This window comes from Pseudomonas sp. Irchel 3E20 (assembly GCF_900187645.1).
Lineage (GTDB): Bacteria > Pseudomonadota > Gammaproteobacteria > Pseudomonadales > Pseudomonadaceae > Aquipseudomonas.
Map to the genome: position 1 here is coordinate 418,687 of NZ_FYEE01000001.1, position 21,813 is coordinate 440,499.

At 62.1% G+C, this 21,813-nt stretch carries 19 protein-coding genes; 6 read left to right on the forward strand and 13 right to left on the reverse strand.

All coding sequences use genetic code 11. From position 1 onward, the window contains the following. Positions 1–57: 57 nt before the first annotated feature. Positions 58–972: an alpha/beta hydrolase gene (locus tag CKW13_RS01770; protein WP_095106354.1), complete on the forward strand. Its 915-nt coding sequence runs from the start codon at positions 58–60 to the stop codon at positions 970–972. Next, complete coding sequence (locus tag CKW13_RS01775; RefSeq protein ID WP_095106355.1) at positions 969–1,298, forward strand: hypothetical protein; 330 nt, start codon at positions 969–971, stop codon at positions 1,296–1,298. Before CKW13_RS01770 ends, CKW13_RS01775 begins: the two co-directional genes overlap by 4 nt. Before the next feature lie 174 nt (positions 1,299–1,472). On the opposite strand, the gene CKW13_RS01780 is transcribed toward CKW13_RS01775, so the two are convergent. The 4 genes from CKW13_RS01780 to CKW13_RS01795 form a co-directional block, all read right to left on the reverse strand. After that, positions 1,473–1,850: a hypothetical protein gene (locus tag CKW13_RS01780; RefSeq protein WP_095106357.1), complete on the reverse strand. Its 378-nt coding sequence runs from the start codon at positions 1,848–1,850 to the stop codon at positions 1,473–1,475. 82 nt (positions 1,851–1,932) lie between these two features. Next, positions 1,933–2,742, reverse strand: coding sequence for a putative RNA methyltransferase (locus tag CKW13_RS01785; RefSeq protein WP_095106358.1), 810 nt, complete (start codon positions 2,740–2,742; stop codon positions 1,933–1,935). After that, positions 2,742–3,893: a succinyl-diaminopimelate desuccinylase gene (gene dapE, locus CKW13_RS01790; protein WP_095106359.1), complete on the reverse strand. Its 1,152-nt coding sequence runs from the start codon at positions 3,891–3,893 to the stop codon at positions 2,742–2,744. Before dapE ends, CKW13_RS01785 begins: the two co-directional genes overlap by 1 nt. Positions 3,894–4,041: 148 nt before the next feature. Then, positions 4,042–6,618, reverse strand: coding sequence for a glycosyltransferase (locus CKW13_RS01795; RefSeq protein WP_095106361.1), 2,577 nt, complete (start codon positions 6,616–6,618; stop codon positions 4,042–4,044). Between the two features lie 256 nt (positions 6,619–6,874). Here CKW13_RS01795 and tcdA point away from each other — a divergent pair, with 256 nt between their 5' ends. Then, complete coding sequence (gene tcdA / locus CKW13_RS01800) at positions 6,875–7,684, forward strand: tRNA cyclic N6-threonylcarbamoyladenosine(37) synthase TcdA (protein WP_095106364.1); 810 nt, start codon at positions 6,875–6,877, stop codon at positions 7,682–7,684. Positions 7,685–7,786: 102 nt separating this feature from the next. On the opposite strand, the gene CKW13_RS01805 is transcribed toward tcdA, so the two are convergent. The 4 genes from CKW13_RS01805 to CKW13_RS01820 all read right to left on the reverse strand — a co-directional run bounded on the left by CKW13_RS01805 (position 7,787) and on the right by CKW13_RS01820 (position 10,848). Then, complete coding sequence (locus CKW13_RS01805) at positions 7,787–8,200, reverse strand: SufE family protein (protein WP_095106366.1); 414 nt, start codon at positions 8,198–8,200, stop codon at positions 7,787–7,789. After that, positions 8,197–9,402, reverse strand: coding sequence for an aminotransferase class V-fold PLP-dependent enzyme (locus tag CKW13_RS01810; RefSeq protein ID WP_095106368.1), 1,206 nt, complete (start codon positions 9,400–9,402; stop codon positions 8,197–8,199). Before CKW13_RS01810 ends, CKW13_RS01805 begins: the two co-directional genes overlap by 4 nt. 70 nt (positions 9,403–9,472) lie before the next feature. Continuing rightward, entirely contained in the window at positions 9,473–10,507 is a 1,035-nt protein-coding gene (gene dapD / locus CKW13_RS01815; RefSeq protein ID WP_095106370.1) for a 2,3,4,5-tetrahydropyridine-2,6-dicarboxylate N-succinyltransferase, read from the reverse strand. A 32-nt stretch (positions 10,508–10,539) separates the two neighbouring features. After that, positions 10,540–10,848, reverse strand: coding sequence for an arsenate reductase (locus tag CKW13_RS01820; protein WP_256576499.1), 309 nt, complete (start codon positions 10,846–10,848; stop codon positions 10,540–10,542). Between the two features lie 251 nt (positions 10,849–11,099). Here CKW13_RS01820 and CKW13_RS01825 point away from each other — a divergent pair, with 251 nt between their 5' ends. Continuing rightward, a complete protein-coding gene (locus tag CKW13_RS01825; protein ID WP_095106379.1) occupies positions 11,100–12,746 on the forward strand; it encodes a Na+/H+ antiporter in 1,647 nt (548 codons plus the stop codon). A gap of 90 nt (positions 12,747–12,836) precedes the next feature. On the opposite strand, the gene CKW13_RS24115 is transcribed toward CKW13_RS01825, so the two are convergent. The 5 genes from CKW13_RS24115 to map form a co-directional block, all read right to left on the reverse strand. Continuing rightward, entirely contained in the window at positions 12,837–13,562 is a 726-nt protein-coding gene (locus CKW13_RS24115; RefSeq protein ID WP_141233937.1) for a peptidase M12, read from the reverse strand. Between the two features lie 210 nt (positions 13,563–13,772). Continuing rightward, positions 13,773–14,501 carry a M12 family metallopeptidase gene (locus tag CKW13_RS01835; protein WP_095106382.1) on the reverse strand — a complete coding sequence of 243 codons (729 nt, stop codon included), beginning with the start codon at positions 14,499–14,501 and terminating at the stop codon, positions 13,773–13,775. Between the two features lie 188 nt (positions 14,502–14,689). Beyond that, positions 14,690–15,889 carry a succinyldiaminopimelate transaminase gene (gene dapC, locus CKW13_RS01840; protein ID WP_095106383.1) on the reverse strand — a complete coding sequence of 400 codons (1,200 nt, stop codon included), beginning with the start codon at positions 15,887–15,889 and terminating at the stop codon, positions 14,690–14,692. A gap of 89 nt (positions 15,890–15,978) precedes the next feature. Beyond that, positions 15,979–18,681 (reverse strand): [protein-PII] uridylyltransferase, encoded by a 2,703-nt coding sequence (locus CKW13_RS01845; protein ID WP_095106387.1) that lies wholly within the window; start codon positions 18,679–18,681, stop codon positions 15,979–15,981. Positions 18,682–18,719: 38 nt separating this feature from the next. Continuing rightward, positions 18,720–19,502 carry a type I methionyl aminopeptidase gene (gene map / locus CKW13_RS01850; protein WP_095106392.1) on the reverse strand — a complete coding sequence of 261 codons (783 nt, stop codon included), beginning with the start codon at positions 19,500–19,502 and terminating at the stop codon, positions 18,720–18,722. A gap of 390 nt (positions 19,503–19,892) precedes the next feature. On the opposite strand from map, the gene rpsB reads away from it, so the two are divergent. Both rpsB and tsf read left to right on the forward strand, forming a co-directional pair. Next, positions 19,893–20,630 (forward strand): 30S ribosomal protein S2, encoded by a 738-nt coding sequence (gene rpsB, locus CKW13_RS01855; RefSeq protein WP_095106396.1) that lies wholly within the window; start codon positions 19,893–19,895, stop codon positions 20,628–20,630. A 192-nt stretch (positions 20,631–20,822) separates the two neighbouring features. Continuing rightward, positions 20,823–21,686 (forward strand): translation elongation factor Ts, encoded by an 864-nt coding sequence (gene tsf / locus CKW13_RS01860; RefSeq protein ID WP_095106399.1) that lies wholly within the window; start codon positions 20,823–20,825, stop codon positions 21,684–21,686. Positions 21,687–21,813 lie beyond the last annotated feature (127 nt).

Below are 21,813 nucleotides of genomic sequence, written 5' to 3' on the forward strand. Positions count from 1 at the left end.
AGAACGCTGAGGCTTTTACGCGATTGTCTTTCCACCCCTTTCACGAGGCGTCACCGGATGAGAACCCTCGGCATTCTGTGCCTGTTGTTGGCCCTGGGCGGTTGCAGCTCGCTGCTGTTCTACCCCGAGCCGGGCCTGCCGTTCACCCCGACCAAAGCGGGGCTGGCGTACCGCGATGTCAACCTGACCACCGCCGATGGCGTGCGCCTGCGCGGCTGGTGGCTGCCGGCCAAGCCGGGGGTGGCGGTCAAGGGCACGGTGCTGCACCTGCACGGTAATGGTGGCAACCTGGCGGCGCACCTGGGCGGTAGTTGGTGGCTGCCCGAGCAAGGCTATCAAGTGCTGCTGCTGGACTACCGCGGCTATGGCGTGTCCGAGGGCACGCCGCGTTTGCCGGCGATCTACCAAGACATCGACGCCGCGTTCGCCTGGCTGGACGCGGCGCCCGAGGTCCAGGGCAAGCCGTTGGTGCTGCTGGGCCAGAGCCTGGGCGGGGCGCTGGCGGTGCATTACCTGGCCGCGCACCCCGAGCGCGAGCGCCAGCTCAAGGCCCTGGTGCTCGATGGCGTGCCGGCCAGCTACCGTGCGGTCGGGCGCTTCGCCTTGGGCACGTCCTGGCTGACGTGGCCGCTGCAAGTGCCGCTGTCTTGGCTGGTGCCGGATGCCGACAGTGCGATCTACGCCGCGCCGCGCCTGGGCACCGTGCCGAAATTGATCTACCACAGCCTCGATGACCCTATCGTGCCTCTTTCCAACGGCATCGGACTGTATCAAGCTGCGCCCCCGCCCAGGGTCCTGCAACTGACCCGCGGTGGCCACGTGCAGACGTTCGCCGACCCGGTCTGGCGCGCCGTGATGCTGCGTTACCTGGATGACCCGCAGCATTTCAACGGCTTGCGCCGCCTGGCCGAAGTGCCGAACTATCCGCCGCCCACGAATCCTGCAATTGAACCTTCAGAGAGTCCGCAATGAGTGAAGAACGTAACGCCATCCCCCTGATTATCACGGGTGTCTGCAGCATCATCGGCACCGTGGCGTGCCTGTGGTACTACGGCTACCTGCACTTCGCCAAGCCCGAAGACGCGCTGCTGCTCAACGACTTCACCATGCTCAAGACCCAACCGGGCGAAGACTACAAGATCTCCCTGCAACCGGCCGCCGAAGTGGCGCAGTGCATCGATGGCGTGCTGGTGTTGTTCGACACCGAGCAAAAAGGCCTGACCGGTGTGCTGGTCAACAACAAGAAGCGCGCCGTGCGCTGCATGGGCGAAGAAACGCCGCAGCAGTTGCAGCCATAAATCCGGGGCAAAAAAAACTCCACTGAAGTGGAGTTTTGCGCGGTCAGGCAATTACCCACTGTGGGAGCGAGCCTGCTCGCGATGAGCGCGGCCCATTCAGCATCAATGAGTGCTGACCCACCGCTATCGCGGGCAGGGCCCGCTCCCACAGAGGTTGCCGGTAAATGGCAGAGGTTAGGCCGTTTTCCAGGTGATTTCTTCTTCACCGTCGCTGCTGATGCGAATCCAGCGGTCGGCCGCTTCCTCGCCTTCCTCCTCGACCCAACTGCCTGGCGCGCAGCGCACTTCGACGTTCAGCGCGGCGAACGCGGCACGGGCGCAGGCGATGTCGTCGTCCCACGGCGTTTGGTCGCTGTCCAGGTGCAGGCTGTTCCACTTGCCCACGGCTTTGGGCAGCCAGGTCACCGGCACGTTGCCGGCGCGGCATTTGTAGGTCTGGCCTTTTTGCACCCAGTCGGTGCACGGCCCCAGGGCGGCGCCGAGCCACGCGGCGATGGCCTTGTAGTCGGTGTCAGTGTCTTTGAGGTAAATCTCGATATCGGGTTGGCGCATGGACGTCCTCACTGCGGGTCTGAAAAATCCACTCGCGGATTTTGCGTGCCCAGGCAACGGCCCGGGCCCTTGAATTTAGGGGTTAAGACAAAACGAAGTAATCGTAGCGCATCGACACGGTGACCTCGAACGGCGCCACCTGGTCGATGACCTCGGCGCGGCGTTCGGCGCTGGCACGCCAGCCGTGGGGCGTCATGGCCAGCAGGTTGGCGCGGTCCTGGGGGTTGGCCAGGTGCAGCTTGAATTCCAGGGTTTCGCTGTGTTGCAGGCTCATGCCCTCGGGCACCAGGGCCAGGTGCTTGTCGTCGGTGTACTCGCGCACTTCGTCGTACAGGCGCTCGCGCAGCTCCATCAGGTGGCCGCGGGTGGGGCCGACTTTCATCAGGCCGCCGCCGGGGCTGAGCAGGCGCTTGGCTTCTTGCCAGTCGAGGGGGCTGAACACGCTGGCCAGGAACTGGCAACTGGCGTCCGCCAGCGGCACGCGGGCCATGCTGGCGATCAACCAGGTCAGCGTCGGGTTGCGCTTGCACGCACGTTTGACGGCTTCCTTGGAGATATCCAGGGCATAGCCGTCGGCGCGCAGCAGGGCATCGGCGATTTGCGCGGTGTAGTAACCCTCGCCGCAACCGATGTCGAGCCAGCGCCGTGGGGCGCGCTCGGCGGCCAGTTGCGCCAGGCGTTTGGCCACCGGGGCGTAATGCCCAGCGTTGAGGAAGTCGCGGCGCGCCTCGACCATCGCCAGGTTATCGCCCGGGTCGCGGCTGTTTTTGTGCTGCACCGGCAGCAGGTTCAGGTAACCCTGGCGGGCGCGGTCGAAGCGGTGCCCGGCGGGGCAGGCGACGCCGTTGTCGACCTCGGCCAGCGGCGCGGTGCAGATAGGGCAGGTGAGCATCAGGCGAGCAACTTGACGAGGGTCTGGTAGTAGATTTCGGTCAGCACGTCGAGGTCGCTGGCCAGAACCCGCTCGTTGACCTGGTGGATGGTCGCGTTGACCGGGCCCAGTTCCACCACTTGCGTGCCCATGGTGGCGATGAAGCGCCCGTCCGAGGTGCCGCCGCTGGTGGAGGCCTGGGTGTCGCGGCCGGTGACCTGCTTGATGCTCGCCGACACCGCGTCGAGCAGCGCGCCCGGTTCGGTGAGGAATGGCAGGCCCGACAACGCCCAGTCCACGTGCCAGTCCAGGCCATGTTGGTCGAGGATATCGGCAACGCGTTTTTGCAGGCCTTCGACTGTGGACTCGGTGGAGAAGCGGAAGTTGAACACCGCCACCAGTTCACCGGGGATCACGTTGGTGGCGCCGGTGCCGGAGTTGAGGTTGGAGATCTGGAAACTGGTGGGCGGAAAGAACGCATTGCCATCGTCCCAATGCTCGGCGGCCAATTGCGCCAGGGCTGGGGTGGCGAGGTGGATCGGGTTCTTCGCCAGGTGTGGGTAGGCGACGTGGCCCTGCACACCGCGCACCGTGAGGCGGGCGCCGAGGGAGCCGCGCCGGCCATTCTTGACCACATCACCCACCAGGGTGGTGCTCGACGGCTCGCCGACGATGCACCAGTCCAGGCGTTCCTTGCGCGCGGCCAGGCGTTCGACCACGGCTTTGGTGCCGTGGTGGGCCGGGCCTTCTTCATCGCTTGTAATCAGGAAGGTGACTTTGCCCCGGTGGTCCGGGTAGTCGCCCACAAACCGCTCGGCGGCCACGGTCATGGCCGCCAGGCTGCCCTTCATGTCCGCCGCGCCGCGCCCGCAGAGCATGCCGTGCTCGTCGATCACTGCGTCGAACGGGTCGATCTGCCAGGCCTGTACCGGGCCGGTGGGTACCACGTCGGTGTGGCCGGCGAAACACAGCACCGGGCCATCGTGCTTGCCGTGGCTGGCCCAGAAGTTATCCACATCCTCGATGCGCATCGGCTCCAACTGGAAACCGGCATCGCCCAGGCGCTGCATCATCAGCTTCTGGCAGTCAGCGTCGACCGGCGTCACGGACGGGCGGCGGATCAGGTCACAGGCGAGTTGCAGGGTGGGCGAAAGGTCGGCGTGGGCCGTCATGGAGAACTCCGGGAAACAGGGTATGGGCACAAGGCTGAATAAAACCGCTGGCGCCTCGCTGTGGCAGCGGGCAGGCCTTGGGGGCGAGGCGCACAAAGGGCCGTAATCTTATAGCAAAACAGCGGCCACTGGCCGCCGTTCGGTGGTTTTATGCGCTCGCCGGCCCAGGTTTGGGCAGGGATGAGAGAAACGCCATGACCAGCGCCGCCAGGTACGGCAGCGATTGCACCAGCAGCATGGCCACCCAGAAGCGCATGTCATTGCCCGGCAGGCCTTGCACCAGGCAGATGCCCAGCGCCGCGCCCCACAACAGCAGCATGATGAACAGCTCCTCGCGGGCCTCCGAGATCGCCCGCCAGAAGCCGTGGGTGGCGGCGTTCTTGGGCGTGCGAATAAACGGAATACTGCGGGTGAAAAAACCATACAGCACCGCTTTGGCGATGGTGTGGGACAACGCCAACCCGGCCAGGGCTGCGCAGCACGCGTCCTTGAGGTCCACCCCCACCGCGCGGCGGTAGAGGAACAGGATCTTGCCCACCTTGAATACGAATAGCGCCAGCGGCGGGATGGCAAAGATCAGCAGCGGTGGGTCGACCCGGTGCGGCACGATAATCATCGCCGCTGACCACAGCAGGGCACCGGCGGTGAAGAAAATGTTCATGCCATCGGCCACCCACGGCAGCCACCCGGCGAGGAAGTGATAGCGCTGGCCGCGGGTCAGTTCGCTGCCTTGGCCGCGCAGCAGGCTGGCGCTGTGGCGTTTGATGATTTGGATTGCGCCATAGGCCCAGCGAAAACGCTGTTTCTTGAAGTCGATAAAGGTGTCGGGCATCAGGCCCTGGCCGTAGCGGGTGTGGGAATAGGCCGCCGACAGGCCTTTCTCGAACACCCGCAGGCCCAACTCTGCGTCTTCGCAGATGCACCAGTCGGCCCAGCCCAACTCTTGCAGCACCGAACGGCGGGTCATGGTCATGGTGCCGTGCTGGATGATCGCGTCGCGGTCGTTGCGGGTGACCATGCCGATATGGAAAAACCCCTTGTACTCGGCGTAGCAGAGCTTTTTGAAGGTGCTCTCGTGGGCGTCGCGGTAGTCCTGGGGCGACTGCACCACCGCGATCTGCGGGTCGGCGAAGTGCGGGACCATGTGCTTGAGCCAGTCGGGGTGTACGCAGTAGTCGGAATCGATTACCGCAATCACCTGCGCGTCTGCGGCGGTGTGGGGGATCAGGTAATTCAGCGCGCCGCCCTTGAACCCGGCCAGGGGCGCGACGTGGAAGAACTTGAAGCGCGGGCCCAGGCTGGCGCAGTAGTCGCGCACCGGCTCCCACACAGCCGGGTCCTTGGTGTTGTTGTCGATAATCAGGACTTCGTAGTCCGGGTAGTCGAGGGCGGCCAGGGCATCGAGGGTCTGTTTGACCATCTCGGGCGGCTCGTTGTAGCAAGGCACGTGGATCGACACCTTGGGCCGGTAGGGTGAAGCTCCCTCAACGGGTAGGAACTCGCGGCGGCGCTTGTGGGTCCACACCGCTTCGGCCAATTCATGGGCCTCGGTCAGCAGCACGATAAACACCCCCAGCGCGCCGAGCGCGAGCAAAAAGCCCACGGTGAGGCTGAACCAGGTGCTGTATTGCTGGCTGTAGTCGTAGCCGATCCACACCAGCACCGAACCGCACAGAAACGCGATAAAGGTCAGGAAGGTGCGCCCGCGCTGGCGCAGTGACGAGCCGTCGATCATCAGCAGGGTCAGCGACAGCAACGCCAGCACCACCGAGCCGATGGCCAGCACGCGCCATTGGGGGATGGCCACTACCGGGCCTTCGAAGTTGAATTTCTGCTGGCGCGCGGCGTTGAACACGCCCCAATAGGCGCCCACCGAGCCTTCGTCGCTGGCCTTCCACGGCTGGTCGAAGGCTTCGATCACAAAGTAGTTGTAGCCCTGGCGGTTGAGGCGGTTGACCAGGCTGCGCAGGTAAATCGCCTGCTCGGCCGGGGTGGCGTCGGCGCCGCCGCCCATGCGGCCGTTGCTCGGCCAACCCACTTCGGAAAGCAGCAGGGGCTTTTTCGGGAAGAGTTTTTTCAACGCTTGGGCGTGGTCCATGACGAACTGCCCTGCCTCATCCACCGGCACGTTTTCCCAGTAGGGCAGGATGTGGGCGGCGATCAGGTCCACGTGTTGGGCCAGTTGCCGGTTGTTCTTCCAGATATGCCACTGCTCGGAGGTGGTCACCGGCACTTTGACGGCGGCGCGCACCCGGTCGAGCAGCACGATCAAGTCGTCGGCGCTGATGTCACGGCGAAACACCGCCTCGTTGCCCACCACCACCCGCACCACGCTGCGCGAGTGGTTGGCGATGTCGATGGCCTTGAGGATTTCCCGCTCGTTGCGCGCCAGGTCCTTGCTGATCCAGATGCCCAGGGTCACCCGCAGGCCGAACTCTTCGGCCAGGGTCGCAATCTCGCCCAGGGCGCCGTCCACCGAATAAATGCGGATGTTGTCGGTGAGTTTGCTGAGCATCTCCAGGTCGCGGCGCATCTGCTCGTTGGTGGGGTATTGGTGCTTCTGCGGGTACTGCCCCTGTTGGTAGGGCGAGTAGGAAAAACCGGAGATCTGTGCAGGCCAGTCGGGGGCGCTGACTGGGCGATTGATAAGCGCCCAGAAACCGCTGAACAGGGCGGCGATGGCCAGCACAACCACCAGGTTGAGTCCAAATTTACGCGATGACATAACGAGAGCGGGTCCCTTGGGCTGTTGAACGAGGGCGCGTTCGGCAGTGGCAAAGGGATCGCATCCTACACATGCTGGTAGGTTGGCGCACATTTGAAGGGGAAAGTGCTTACGTCTGGCGGCGAAAACTCAGCGGTGGTGGGAATGCCGTCATCGCGAGCAGGCTCGCTCCCCCTGTTGGGCCGGGCGGCAATCAGCCTTAGAACTTGGCGGCGGCTGGCCCTATAATGCGCGCCGGTTTTTGGGGTAATGGTCAATGAGCACAGAAGATCCACGGTTTGCCGGTATCGCCCGTTTGTATGGCATCGAAGGCCTGGCGCGGTTGCGGGCGGCCCATGTGGCCATCGTCGGGGTGGGCGGGGTCGGTTCCTGGGCGGCGGAAGCCATGGCCCGTTCAGGGGTGGGGGAGATTTCCCTGTTCGACCTCGACGACGTCTGCGTGAGCAACAGCAACCGCCAGTTGCACGCCCTGGACAGCACCGTGGGCAAGGCCAAGGTCGAGGTGATGGCCGAGCGCCTGCGCGGCATCAACCCGCACTGTACGGTGCACGCGGTGGCCGACTTCGTCACCCGCGAGACCATGGCCGAGTACATCACCCCGGATATCGACTGCGTGATCGACTGCATTGACAGCGTCAACGCCAAGGCCGCGCTGATTGCCTGGTGCAAGCGGCGCAAGATCCAGATCATCACCACCGGCGGCGCGGGCGGGCAGATCGACCCGACGCTGATCCAGGTCTGCGACCTGAACCGCACCTTCAACGACCCGCTGGCCTCAAAAGTGCGCTCCACCCTGCGCCGCGACTACGGCTTCTCGCGCACAGTGACGCGCCATTACAGCGTGCCTTGCGTGTTCTCCACCGAACAGCTGCGCTACCCCAAACCCGACGGCAGCATTTGCCTGCAAAAGAGCTTCGTGGGCGACGGCGTGAAACTGGACTGCGCCGGTGGTTTTGGCGCGGTGATGATGGTCACGGCGACGTTCGGCATGGTCGCGGCGACCAAAGCGGTGGATAAGATCGTGGCTGGTGTGCGCCGGCCTTCGGAGCGGGTGAAGGCGCCCTGAGTATCGCGCTACCTGTAGGCGCGGGCTTGCCTGCGATAGCAATCTGCCAGGCAATACGGCCGCGATTGAAGGCCCGCCATCGCTGGCAAGCCCGTGCCCATGTCAGCCCTGTGCTTGGCTGAGTTGGCGCATGCGCTGCAATACCGCATTCAAGCCGTTGCTGCGCGACGGCGATAACTGGCGCGACAGGCCCAGTTGGGCAAACCAACCCGGCAAATCGACGGTTTGCAGGTCTGCTGCCGACAAGCCATTGACCCGCGCCAGCAGCAACGCCACCAACCCACGGATCAACCGCGCCTCGCTGCTGGCACGAAACTGCCAGTGGCCGTCCTGCAACTCGCCCACCAGCCACATCAGGCTTTCGCAGCCCTGCACTCGGTTGGCTTCGGTTTTTTCCTCATCGCTCAAGGCCGGCAAGCGCTCACCCCATTGCATCAGCAGGCGCGCGCGTTGCTCCCAGGCGCCCGCGGCCGCGAAGGCTTGCAAGGCGTGTTCGGCCTCGCCGGGCAGGCTCATCGCAACAGCTCCAGGGCCTGATCCAGCGCCTCGAAAAAGCGCTCCAAGTCGTCGGAGTCGTTGTACAGCGCCAGGGAGACGCGGATCGCCCCGGCCAGCCCCATGCCCTTGAGCAGAGGCATGGCGCAGTGATGGCCGGCGCGCACGGCGATGCCTTGTTCGGTGAGCAAGTGGGCGAGGTCGGCGTTGTGTATGCCTTCGACGACAAAACTGGCCAGCGCCACGTGGGGGCGGCCCAGCAGGCGAATGCCGTTGCGCGCCTGCAAGCCACGCAGCAGGTAGTCGTGCAGCGCGGCTTCGTGGGCGGCCACGGCGTCCTGGCCGAGGGCGCGGAGGTAATCGAGGGTGGCGCCCAGGCCGATCACGGCGGCAATCGGCGGCGTGCCGGCCTCCAAACCCAGGGGCGCGGGGCGGAAGGTGGCGTGTTGATAGTCGGCGTCTTGCACCATCTCGCCGCCAAATTGCCAGTGGCGCAGTTGCGCCAGTGCATCGTGGCGGCCAAAGAGCACGCCCACGCCATCGGGGCCGTACAGCTTGTGGCTGGAAAACACGTAGAAGTCGCAGCCCAGGGCCTGCACGTCATGGCGGCCATGGACCACGCCCTGGGCGCCATCGACCACGGTCAAGGCGCCTTGGGCCTTGGCCAGGGCCAGGAGCGGCGCCAACGGCTGCCAGGTGCCGAGGACGTTGGACAACTGGCTGACGGCCAGCACGCGGGTACGCGGGCCGATAAGGCGTGCGGCGGCGGCGAGGTCGATCAGGCCCTCGGCGTCCACCGGCACGACCACCAGTTTCAGCCCCCGGCGCTGGGCCAGTTGCTGCCAGGGCAGTAGGTTGGCGTGGTGTTCCAGGGCGCTAATGACGATTTCATCGCCCGGGTTGAAAAGAGGCTCCAGGCCATAGGCCAGGAGGTTCAGCGCGCTGGTGGCGCCGTGGGTGAAGACGATGTGCCCGCTATCGCCACTGTTGAGCCATTGCGCCACTTTGTGGCGGCTGTCTTCAAAGGCCTGGGTCGCGTGGGCGCCGGGCAGGTGCTGGGCACGGTGCACATTGGCTGCGCCATTGGCGTAGTAATGGTGCAGGGCATCGAGCAGGGCCTGGGGCTTTTGCGTGGTGGCGGCGTTGTCCAGGTAGATCTGGGCCTGGCGTTGCAGGGCGGCGATGGCCGGGAAGTCGGCGCGCCAGGGCGAGGGCACAAGCATGGTGTCGGGGGCTCGTATGGGCGAACGGGCCGCCCGAGGGCGACCCGTTCCAGGGGCATCGAGTGGCTGCTTAGTTGTGAGCGTGCAGCGCTTCGTTCAGTTCGATGGCCGATTTGTGGGTTTTGCATTCCACGGCGCCGGTCTGCGAATTGCGGCGGAACAGCAGGTCGGTCTGGCCGGCCAGTTCGCGGGCCTTGACCACTTTGACCAGTTGGTTGTTCTCGTCCAGCAGCGCCACCTTGGTGCCCGCGGTGATGTACAGGCCCGACTCCACGGTGTTGCGGTCGCCCAAGGGGATGCCGATGCCGGCGTTGGCGCCGATCAGGCAGCCTTCGCCGACCTTGATGACGATGTTGCCGCCACCGGACAGGGTGCCCATGGTCGAGCAACCGCCGCCCAGGTCCGAACCCTTGCCGACGAACACGCCTGCCGAGACGCGGCCTTCGATCATGCCCGGGCCTTCGGTGCCGGCGTTGAAGTTGACGAAACCTTCGTGCATGACGGTGGTGCCTTCGCCCACGTAAGCGCCCAGGCGCAGGCGCGCGGCGTCAGCGATGCGCACGCCGGCCGGAACCACGTAGTCGGTCATTTTCGGGAACTTGTCCACCGAGAACACTTCCAGCAAGTCGCCGCGCAGGCGTGCTTCGAGCTGGCGCTCGGCCAGCTCGCCCAGGTCGATGGCGCCCTGGCTGGTCCAGGCCACGTTCGGCAGCAGCGGGAAGATCCCGGCCAGGTTCAGGCCGTGGGGCTTGACCAGGCGATGGGACAGCAGGTGCAGCTTGAGGTAGGCCTCGGGGGTGGAGCTCAGTTGGCTGTCTTGCGCCAGGACGGTGGCCACCAGCGGCTTGTGGCTTTCGGCCAGGCGCGTCAGCAGGGCGGCTTGGGTGGCGTCGAACGGCTTGACCGCTTCGGCCAGTTGCGCCGCTTGCGCGGTGCTGAAGGCGATAGCCTGGTTGCCTTCGCTGTAACCCAGGATCGGCGCGATGGCGGCGATCAAATCAGCCGATGGGTTGAGCAGGGGTTGGGCGTAGAACACTTCCAGCCATGCACCTTGACGGTTCTGGGTGCCGACACCGAAGGCCAGGCTGAACGAAGAATTGGACATGCGGTTACCTCTACAAAAAAGAATGGGCAGGCTTACGTGAGGGCTGCCGCGTAGATTTCTGGCTTGAAGCCAATCAGGGTTCGGTCACCCAGATCAAGCACCGGGCGCTTAATCATCGAGGGTTGGGCGAGCATCAGTTCGATGGCTTTCGTCTGGTCGAGATCGGCTTTGCGTTCGTCGTCGAGTTTGCGAAAGGTCGTGCCGGCGCGGTTCAACACCACTTGCCAGCCGTGCTCGTCACACCATTGGGTCAAGTGCGCGCGGTCGATGCCGGCGGTTTTATAGTCGTGAAAGTCATAGCTGACAGCGTGTTCATCGAGCCAGGTGCGCGCCTTTTTCATGGTGTCGCAGGCTTTGATGCCGAAAAGGTGCAACGTTTTGCTTGAAGCGGTCAAGAAATTGCCTCCCTTAACAGGTGCCGGGTACGAAAGGGCACGGATTATGCCATGAGTCGGCGTCAATCGGGTTTTGTGCGCCCGCGCGGGCGGCGGTGCGACTTTGGTGCAACGGTGGGCGCTAGCTTAAGTGGCTAATATGGCACTTAAATGGCCATCTGTTGCCTGATAAATGCCATCGCTGGGAATCACGCTTTATGCAAACCGCTTATACCGTCCTCATTCTGCTGATGCTGGTGAGCGTTTCCCGTTTGGTCGGGCGGGTGATTCCCCTGCCGCTGCCGCTGGTGCAGATCGGCGCCGGGGCCTTGCTGGCGTGGCCGACCCTGGGCCTGCATGTGGCCTTGGACCCGGAACTGTTCCTGTTTTTATTCCTGCCACCGCTGTTGTTTTCCGATGGCTGGCGCATGCCCAAGCGCGAATTGTGGAAGTTGCGCGGGCCGATCCTGACCCTGGCGGTGGGGTTGGTGCTGTTCACGGTGGTGGGCGCTGGTTACTTCATTCATTGGCTGTTGCCCAGCATCCCGCTGGCGGTGGCGTTTGCCCTGGCGGCGGTGCTGTCGCCCACCGATGCCGTCGCGGTTTCGGCGATTTCCCAGAACCGTTTGCCCACGCCCCTGATGCACATGCTTCAGGGCGAGGCGCTGATGAACGACGCTTCGGGCCTGGTGACCTTCAAGTTCGCCCTGGTGGCGGCCGTGACCGGGGTATTTTCCCTAGCCAACGCCAGCCTGACGTTTGTCTTGGTGGCGCTGGGCGGCCTGGCCATTGGCGTGGCCCTGAGCTGGCTGGTGGGGCGGTTGCGGGCGTGGATGATCGCCCGCGGCTGGGACGACCCGGCGACCCACGTGGTGTTCATGTTGTTGCTGCCGTTCGCCGCCTATGTGCTGGCCGAACGCCTTGGCGCCTCGGGCATCCTCTCGGCGGTGGCGGCGGGGATGATGCAGAGCTGGCTCGATTTGCTGCCGCGCCAGACCAGCACGCGGCTGCTCAACCGCAGTGTGTGGTCGCTGTTGGAGTTCGCCTTCAATGGCCTGATCTTCCTGCTGCTGGGCCTGCAACTGCCGGACATCATCAAGGCGGTGGTCAGCCACGAGAGTTCGCTGTGGCCGACGCTGCTCTATCGCTGCTTGGACGTGGTGGCGATTTTCCTCGCCCTGCTGTTGTTGCGCTTTGTCTGGGTGCAAAGCATCTGGCGTTTGTCCGGCCTGCTGCGGCGCTGGCGCGGCAAGGGCGAATTGACCCAGGTGCCGACGGCGCGCTCGTGCTGGTTGCTGACGGTGGGTGGGGTGCGCGGGGCGGTGACGCTGGCGGGCGTGATGTCGGTGCCGCTGCTGATCGGCCCGGGCAAGGATTTCCCTGAGCGCGACTTGCTGATCTTTATCGCCGCCGGGGTGATCCTGTTGTCGTTGATTGCGGCCTGCATCGCCTTGCCCTTGCTGCTACGCGGCATCGAGGCCAGCCCGGACGACAAGCGTCGCAGTGAAATTCGTGACGCCTGGCGCAAGACCGCCGAGGCGGCGATCCATGCCTTGGAAGTGGAGGAGTTGGCCGAGGCCATCAACCCCCAGGACGCGGCGCAAGCGGCCCTGGCCGCGGAGCTTAAGGCGCGGATCATGTCCGAGTACCGCCATCAATTGGAGGTGTTCAACGATTCCGCCGAAGCCCAGGCCCTGGCCTCGCAGATGGATCTGTTGGAACGGCGCCTGCGCTTGAAAGCTTTGCGGGCCCAGCGCCTGGAGTTGTACAGCCTGAGCCGGCATCACCAGATAGGCGACGACGTATTGCGTGAAGTACTGGGAGAGCTCGACATGAGTGAGGCGAATTTGGGCCAGGTGAAGTGAAAACCATAGCCTTTGATCTATCAGCGCACGATGCTGCCGATTGATTGGCCGGGGCGTGCGCTGAATTTTGATTCAGGGGAATGTGCGTAATTAGTTGGATGGATAGATCTTGCGCAAGTTAATTTTATCTTGCTCGCTAATAGTGGTATTGACCCCTACTTCCCAGTCGCCAAGAGTGATTTCATTAGGCACTTGATAGTGCATGATGGATTTTTTGTCATAACTGCCGCGAAATACATCTGCGTCGTAATGAACTTCGAAAATTTGGCTGTTGACGTCGTTCTCATCCCAACCGAATCTCTCTTTGAAGTAACGATAGGTTCTATCCATGTCCCAGGGGATGTTGGCGTCAGGATGCTGATGTTCATGGTTCAAACCTAGCGCATGGCCGAACTCATGCAGGAGGTCGGGCTCGAACGAGGGGTGGTCGGACGGGGTCGCCAGCGTCAGGGTTGGAATGTCAGCGGGTATATACAGTGCGTTATTACCTAATTCTGAGCGATTCTGCATGCCATTGAGGGAAATGCGGATATTTGCCTGTCTGCCTTCCACGAACTCCATGGCCAGACTCATGTGAGGTTCCCAGCGCCGAATGACTCGTTCTACTCGGTATTTCAATTCGTCGGAAAGATCTTCCATGAAACTGACGGTGATCGTACTGCGATTAGGCCAGAACTTACTAATAAAACCCGTTGAGCGTTTCGCTTTGTTAGAGTCTTCGGCGGATTCTGCAGGAGATGAATTTTCAGTGCTATTGGTATTGTCCGCCTGCTGTACGGAGGGCGTGGGAACTTTGCGAAGATCGTCTGTATTCATGGGGGTGTCTCTCGGTTGTTCATGGTGTGTGTAGGAAGGGGCAAGAGTTAGGTTAGTTTCAACGGTGCAGTTGTGAAGTGTCGTTGTTGTAACGAGGTGTTTGGTCGGAAAATTGTAGTTCTATAGGCTTTTATGAATCAGGGCGGGGTCAAAGGATGATGGTTTTTGATGCCTGCCCTGAAGTGCCTGGTTTTTAGGTGGGTTAAAAGTTTAGGCAGGTGGGTAGATATTACTGATACTGATTTTGTCCTGTTCGCTGAGTTCTGTGTTATAGCCAACTGTCCAATCGCCGATGGTTAGATCGTTGAGTATTTCATAATGCATGATGGAGTGGGGGTCGTAAGAGCCACGATAAATATCGGGGCTATTATCGATATCGAACAAGTTGTAGGTGATTTCCTCGAGAGTCCATCCTTGGGTTTCTTGGAAATAACGAAAGGCTTTTTCCTTGTCCCAGGGAATGTTGGCGCTGGGATGTTGGTGTTCGTGGCTCAACCCTAGAGCGTGGCCGAACTCATGCAAGAGCGTGGGGTTGAAATCCTCGCTGGTATGCGGGGTTGCGATGCTCAGCGTTGGCTCATAGGAGGGGACGGACAATGCGTCGGTACCCATCACTGATTCGTTGAACTTGGCGTTCAGTGCAATACGAATATCGCCATGGTCACCGTCTTCAAACTCGAACTTCAAGTTGACATAGGGCTCCCACATCCGGATGACCTGCTCAACTCGGGCCTTGATCGCTTCAGGCAAAGCCTGCGTGAAGGTGATGGTGATAGTCCGGCCAGGGCTCCAGAACTTGCTATAGAAGCCAACGGCGCGTTTTGAACGGCTGTTAGTGGGTTGGCAGAGTGCGTTAAGCGGGTTTTCGTTAATCGCACAGCTATAAGCGTGCTGTTCATTGTGTGGGCAGGTTATCTTGCAGAAGTGGTGGGTGGGCATAGAATAACTTCCTTGTTTTATTGCATGGTGGCCTCTTTCCGTAGAGGCGTAAGTTGTTTTGTTTATAGAAGGTTAGTTTGATAGTGAAGGTTGTAAAGTTCGCGGGGTGGTGCTGCTGTAACTTGATATTTTTGTTTGGCTTTTGATGGTGGCCCCACCCTGCGTTGCACAGGGTGGGGCGCTGTAAGTTAGCGCTTGCGGATAATGAAGTCGCGCATGCGGGTGGCCGCTTCTATGCACTCGGCCAGGGGGGCGACCAGTGCCAGGCGCACGCGACCGGCGCCGGGGTTGTGGCCATCGACTTCGCGTGACAGGTACGAGCCCGGCACGACGGTGACGTGCTCTTCGACGAACAGATCGCGGCAGAACGCGGCGTCGTCGCCCTGTACGTTGGGCCACAGGTAGAAACCGCCATCGGGGCGCTGCACGTCCAGCACCGGGCTGAGGATGTCGAGTACCGCGTCGAATTTTTCGCGGTACAGGGCACGGTTGGCGGCGACGTGTTCTTCGTCGTTCCACGCCGCAATGCTGGCAAGTTGGGTTTGGATCGGCATCGCGCAGCCATGGTAGGTGCGGTACAGCAGGAACGCCTTGAGGATTTCGGCGTCGCCGGCCACGAAACCTGAACGCAGGCCGGGCAGGTTGGAGCGCTTGGACAGGCTATGGAACACCACGCAGCGTTTGAAGTCCTGGCGGCCCAGTGCCACGCAGGCGCTGAGCAGGCCCGGTGGCGGGGTCTGTTCGTCGAAATACAGTTCGCTGTAGCACTCGTCGGCGGCGATCACAAAGTTGTGCTTATCGGCCAGGGCGATGAGGTTTTTCAGGGTGTCGAGCGGGATCAGCGCGCCGGTGGGGTTGCCCGGTGAGCACAGAAACAGGATCTGGCAGCGTTCCCAGACGTCGGCCGGCACGGTATCGAAGTCGGGGTTGAAGCCGTGGTCGGCCAGGCACGGCAGGTACAGCGGCTTGGCCCCGGCGAGGAACGCCGCGCCTTCGTAGATTTGGTAGAACGGGTTGGGGCTGACCACTAGGGCGTCGTCGCTGCGGTTGACCACGGTCTGGGTGAAGGCGAACAGGGCTTCACGGGTGCCGTTTACCGGCAAGATGTGCCGTGCCGGGTCGAGCCAGCCCTGGGGCACGCCGAAGCGTCGTTCGCACCACGTCGCGATGGCTTCGCGCAGTGCTGGCAGGCCCAGGGTGCTGGGGTAGACCGCCATTTGGTCGAGGTTGTCGGCCAGCGCCTGGGCCACGAACGCGGGGGACTTGTGCTTGGGTTCGCCAATGGACAGGGCAATCGGGCGTTTGTCCGGGTTTGGCGTCACGCTGCCCAGCAGGGCTCGCAGTTTCTCGAAGGGGTAGGGCTGCAACTGGTTCAGGGCGTTGTTCATGGTCACAGGCTCGTGCATTCAGTGTGGAGGCAGGCGCGGCCGCAAGGGCGGTGGGCCGGCGCCGTTGTGCTACAGGGGTGTGAGTGGGCTCAGATCGTTAGCTTGAAACCTTGCGCGCTGGGCTCCTGGTTGACGCTCAACTGCTCGACGATGGCGTCCTGCAAGCGTTGGCACAGCTCTGGGTCGGACAGCGGCTGGTTGTGGGCATCGGTGATGAAAAAGACGTCTTCCACGCGCTCGCCCAGGGTGGCGATCTTGGCGTTTTGCAACGACAGGTCGAACTCCAGGAAGATCCCGCCGATGCGCGCCAGCAGGCCCGGGCGGTCGGGGGCGCTGAGTTCCAGCACGGTCACCGGGCGTTGGGCGTCATTGTGGATGGTCACTTGCGGGGCGAAGGCGAAGTGCTTGAGCTGGCGCGGTACGCGGCGCTGGATGATGGTTGGGTAGTCGTCCGGGTTGCGCAGGGCTTCGGTCAGGCCGTCGCGGATCTGCTTGACCCGCTCCGGGTTGTCGCCGATCGAGTCGCCGTCGGTGTCGAGCACGATGTAGGTGTCGAGGGTGAACTGGCTGCTGGAGGTGATGACCCGGGCGTCGTGGATGTTCAGGTTGAGCTGGTCCATTGCGGCCACGGTTACGGCGAAGAAGTCGTGCTGGTCGGGAGCGTAGATGAAAATCTGCGTGCCGCCCTCGAACTCGCGCTGGGTGGTTTCCTTAATCAGCACCAGCGGGCCGCCGTCGGCGGGCTGTTGCAAGATGGCATCGGTGTGCCAGGCGACGTCGCCGGCAGTGTGGCGCAGGAAGTAGTCGTCGCCCAGTTGCGACCAGAGCTGCTCCACGTCGTCGGGGTCGTTGCCGCCGCGCACGAGGATGTCTAGGGCCGCGCTCTGGGTCTGGCGGATCTGCTCTTCGCGGTCTACCGGGTTTTCCAGGCCGCGGCGCAGGGCGCGCTTGGTCTCGGTGTAGAGCTGGCGCAGCAGGCTGGCACGCCAGGAGTTCCACAGCGTGGGGTTGGTGGCGTTGATGTCGGCCACGGTGAGCACGTAGAGGTAGTCCAGGCGTGTTTCGTCGCCTACCGCCAGGGCAAAGTCGTGGATCACTTGCGGGTCGGACAAGTCCTTGCGCTGGGCCGTGGTGGACATCACCAAGTGGTTTTGCACCAACCAGACAATTAAGCGGCTGTCCCACAGCGGTAATTGGTGACGCTGGCAAAACGCCTCGGCATCGACGGCGCCGATTTCCGAGTGGTCGCCGTGGCGGCCCTTGCCGATGTCGTGGTACAGGCCGGCGAGGTAGATCAGCTCAGGCTTGGGCAAGCGGCCCATGAGCTTACTGGCCAGCGGAAATTTCTCTGACACCTGGGTGTATTGCAGCTTACGCAGGTGCTTTATCAGGTTCAGGGTGTGGGCATCGACCGTGTAGATGTGGAACAGGTCGTGCTGCATCTGCCCGACGATAAAGCCGAACTCCGGCAGATAGCGCCCGAGAATGCCGTAGCGGTTCATCCGGCGCAGGTTGCGGTGGATGCCGATCTCGCACTTGAACAGTTCAATGAACAGGCTGGTGTTGCGGATATCGTTGCGGAAATCGTCGTCGATCAGGTGGCGATGTTCGCGTAACAGGCGCACGGTGTCGGCGCGCACGCCCTTGATTTCCGGGTGCTGGGCCATGAGCAGGAAGATTTCCAGCATGGCGAACGGTGTGCGTTTGAACACGTTGACGTGGCTGACTTCGATATAGCCGTCGTGCAGTTGGAAGCGCGAGTTGAGGGGCTGGGGCGGCGCCTCGTCGGCCGGGGCGAGGATGATTTCCTCGAAGTGCTGGATTATCAGGTCGCTGAGCTGGGCGATGCTCATGACCACTCGGTAGTACTGCTGCATGAAGCTTTCGATGGCTTGTTTGGCGTCATCGCCGGTAAAGCCCAGCAGGCTGGCGATAGAGCGCTGGTGGTCGAACAGCAGGCGATCTTCGGCGCGCCCGGCCAGCATGTGCAGGGCATAGCGCACTTTCCAGAGGAACTCCTGAGACGACGCCAGCAGGGCGTTTTCGCTCTCCACCAGGAAGCCTTCGCCGGCCAGGGCCCGCAGATTCAGGGTGCCGTACTGGCGGCGCGCCACCCAGAGCAGGGTCTGGATATCCCGCAGGCCACCGGGGGAGCCTTTGACGTTGGGTTCCAGGTTGTATTCGGTGTCGTTGTACTTGTGGTGCCGGGCCTTTTGCTCGGCGCGCTTGGCCAGGAAGAATTCCTTGCTCGGCCACATGTGCGCGGTGCTGGTGACTTCCAGCATGCGTTGGCGCAGGCGCTCGGGGCCGGCGATGGTGCGGCTTTCCATCAGGTTGGTGATGATCGTCAGGTCGGCGCGGGCCTCCTGGGCGCATTCGTCCACCGAACGTACGCTTTGCCCGACTTCCAGGCCGATGTCCCACAGCAGGGTGAGAAAACGCTCGATGGAGTCGCGAAAAATCTCATGGTCGGCGTTGTCGAGCAGGATCAGCAGGTCGATGTCGGAGTAGGGGTGCAACTCACCGCGCCCGTAGCCGCCGACCGCCACCAGGGCAATGTCGGCGTCCTCGCTCCAGGTGAACTGCTCCCAGGCCTTTTGCAGGATGTTGTCGACGAACCAGGCGCGATCCTCGATCAAGCGGCGGATATCGCGCCCGGCGCGAAAGCGCTCGTCGAGCACTTCGCGGGCCTGGCGAATGGCCTTCTTGAAAGCGGCAATCGGGCTGGCCTTGAGGGCCAGTTCGGCCTGGAACTGGCCGCGGTCGAAGAGTTCTGGGTCCACCTGCGGCATCGATTGCTTTCCTTTATAGGCGCTGGGCGCGGGGCGGATCAGGCCGAAACGCGAGGGATGGTGTCATCGCTGCGCAGGGTGAATATCTCGTAGCCGGTGGCGGTCACCGCCAGGGTGTGTTCCCACTGGGCCGAGAGCTTGCGGTCCTTGGTGATGGCGGTCCAGCCATCGCCCAGCACCTTGGTGTCGGCGCGGCCCTGGTTAATCATCGGTTCGATGGTGAAGGTCATGCCTTCCTTGAGCTCCATGCCGGTGCCGGCGCGGCCGTAGTGCAGGATCTGCGGCTCTTCGTGGAACACCTTGCCGATACCGTGGCCGCAGAACTCGCGCACCACCGAGAAGCCGTTCTTTTCCGCGTGCTTCTGGATGACTTCGCCGATGTCGCCGAGGCGGCAGCCAGGCTTGACCAGTTCGATGGCTTTGTACATGCATTCCTGGGTGATTTGGGACAGGCGCTCGGCCCAGACCGGCACGGTGCCGACGTGGAACATGCGGCTGGTGTCGCCGTGATAGCCATCTTTGATGACGGTTACGTCGATGTTCAGGGTGTCGCCATCCTTGAGCGGTTTCTCGTTCGGGATGCCGTGGCAGACCACGTGGTTGATCGAGGTGCAGATCGACTTGGGGTAGCCCTTGTAGTTCAGCGGCGCCGGGATGGCGCCCTGGACGTTGACGATGTAGTCGTGGCAGAGGCGGTCCAGCTCTTCGGTGGTGACGCCGGGCTTGACGTGTTCGGCGATCATTTCCAGCACGTCGGCGGCCAGTTTGCCGGCGACACGCATTTTTGCGATGTCCTCTGGAGTCTTGAGGGTGACGGTCATACGGGCTCTCTAGCGCTCGAAGGCGCAACTTGAAGGAATGTGGGCGCGCGCGGCGGCTTTGACGGCAAGCCTGCCCGCGGCCCGGAAAAACGCGATTCTAACAGACGATCGGCGCAAATCATGAGGGTCTGTGCATTGCGCCTTCTATATAGGCGCGAGGGCGCATTTCTGGGCGATTCCCGCAGAGGCCAAGAACGTGGCGATGGCGATGCTATTCCAGGTTTCGTTTTTGACTTGTCTGTGGTATAAAATGCGCCGCTTTCCGGGGATGCCCCGCGAAGCTTAAATCCACACACGTGTCGACACGATGACCTGGGTGCCTTCAGCTTTATGCTGCTGGTTGGTCATTGGGATACGTGGAGGCCAAACCCGACTTATCAAGGAACTATCATGTCCCAAGTCAACATGCGCGATATGCTCAAAGCCGGTGTCCACTTCGGTCACCAAACCCGTTACTGGAATCCGAAAATGGGTAAATACATTTTCGGCGCGCGTAACAAGATCCACATCATCAACCTTGAAAAAACCCTGCCAATGTTCAACGAAGCTCTGACTTTCGTAGAGCGCCTGGCCCAGGGCAAAAACAAGATTCTGTTCGTCGGCACTAAGCGTTCCGCTGGCAAGATCGTTGCTGAAGAAGCAGCACGTTGCGGCTCGCCGTACGTCGATCACCGCTGGTTGGGCGGCATGCTGACCAACTTCAAGACCATTCGTGCTTCCATCAAGCGTCTGCGTGACCTTGAAGTTCAGGCCGAAGACGGTACTTTCGCCAAGCTGACCAAGAAAGAAGCGCTGATGCGCTCTCGCGACCTGGAAAAACTGGACCGCAGCCTGGGTGGTATCAAGGACATGGGCGGTCTGCCTGACGCACTGTTCGTGATCGACGTTGACCACGAGCGCATCGCGATCACCGAAGCCAACAAGCTGGGTATCCCGGTTATCGGCGTTGTCGATACCAACAGCAGCCCGGAAGGCGTTGACTACATCATCCCAGGCAACGATGACGCAATCCGCGCCATCCAGTTGTACATGGGCGCGATGGCTGACGCTGTTATCCGTGGCCGCAACCACGTCGCTGGCGGTACCGAGCAGTTCGTTGAAGAAGCTCCAGTAGCCGCAGCTGAGTAATCGACGCCCTGGCGTTGACTCAGTAAGCAAAAAGGGGGCTTGGCCCCCTTTTTGCCACCTCGAAAACCATTTGTCGGCAACCTAGCTGCAACGGCTGTAATGTGCGGCGGCCTACAACGGAGATTCGGGAAGAATTGATCGCCCGTTTGATCGGGTGGAATGGTTGAAAACCTATCCAAGAGGATTTTGAAAATGGCAGAGATTACTGCAGCGTTGGTTAAAGAACTGCGTGAGCGTACCGGCGAAGGCATGATGGATTGCAAAAAGGCCTTGACCAAGGCCGGCGGCGACATCGAAAAAGCCATTGATGACATGCGTGCTTCCGGCGCCATCAAGGCTGCCAAGAAAGCAGGCAACGTCGCTGCTGAAGGCGCTATCGCTCTGAAAGAAGACGGTAAAACCGCCGTTCTGCTGGAAGTGAACTCGCAGACCGACTTCCTGGCTCTGCAGGACGACTTCAAGGCATTTGTTGCTGCAAGCGTTGAAAAGGCGTTCGCCGACAAACTGACTGACGTCGCTCCGCTGATCGAAGCTCAAGAAGCCGATCGCCTGGTTCTGGTCGGCAAGGTTGGCGAAAACGTCAACATCCGTCGCCTGGCACGGGTTGAAGGTGACGTGGTCGGTGGTTACCTGCACGGTAACAAGATCGGTGTTGCGGTGGCTCTGAAGGGCGGCGACGTTGAACTGGCCAAGGACATTGCTATGCACGTAGCGGCGACCAACCCTGAGTTCCTGCTGCCGTCGGAAGTTTCCGCTGAAGCGATCGAGCGTGAGAAGGGCGTATTCCTGTCCCTCAACGCTGACAAAATCGCCGGCAAGCCGGAAAACATCGTTGAAAACATGATTAAAGGCCGCATCAGCAAGTTCCTGGCTGAAGCCAGCTTGGTTGAGCAGGCGTTCGTCAAGAACCCTGAAATCAAGGTCGGCGACCTGGCCAAGAAAGCCGGCGCTGAAATCGTTTCCTTCACCTACTTCAAAGTAGGCGACGGCATCGAGAAGCCTGTGGACGACTTCGCTGCTGAAGTTGCCGCGCAGGTTGCTGCCAGCAAGCAATAAGACGGTTTCCAACTGTCGCCCAAAGGAGGCTGCCCGCTCACGCGCGCAGCCTCTTTTCAAATGGGGTTGCCAATTTATTTGGTTTCTTCCCGGAACTGGCTTACAAAGCCGTGTTCCGATGGCGCTG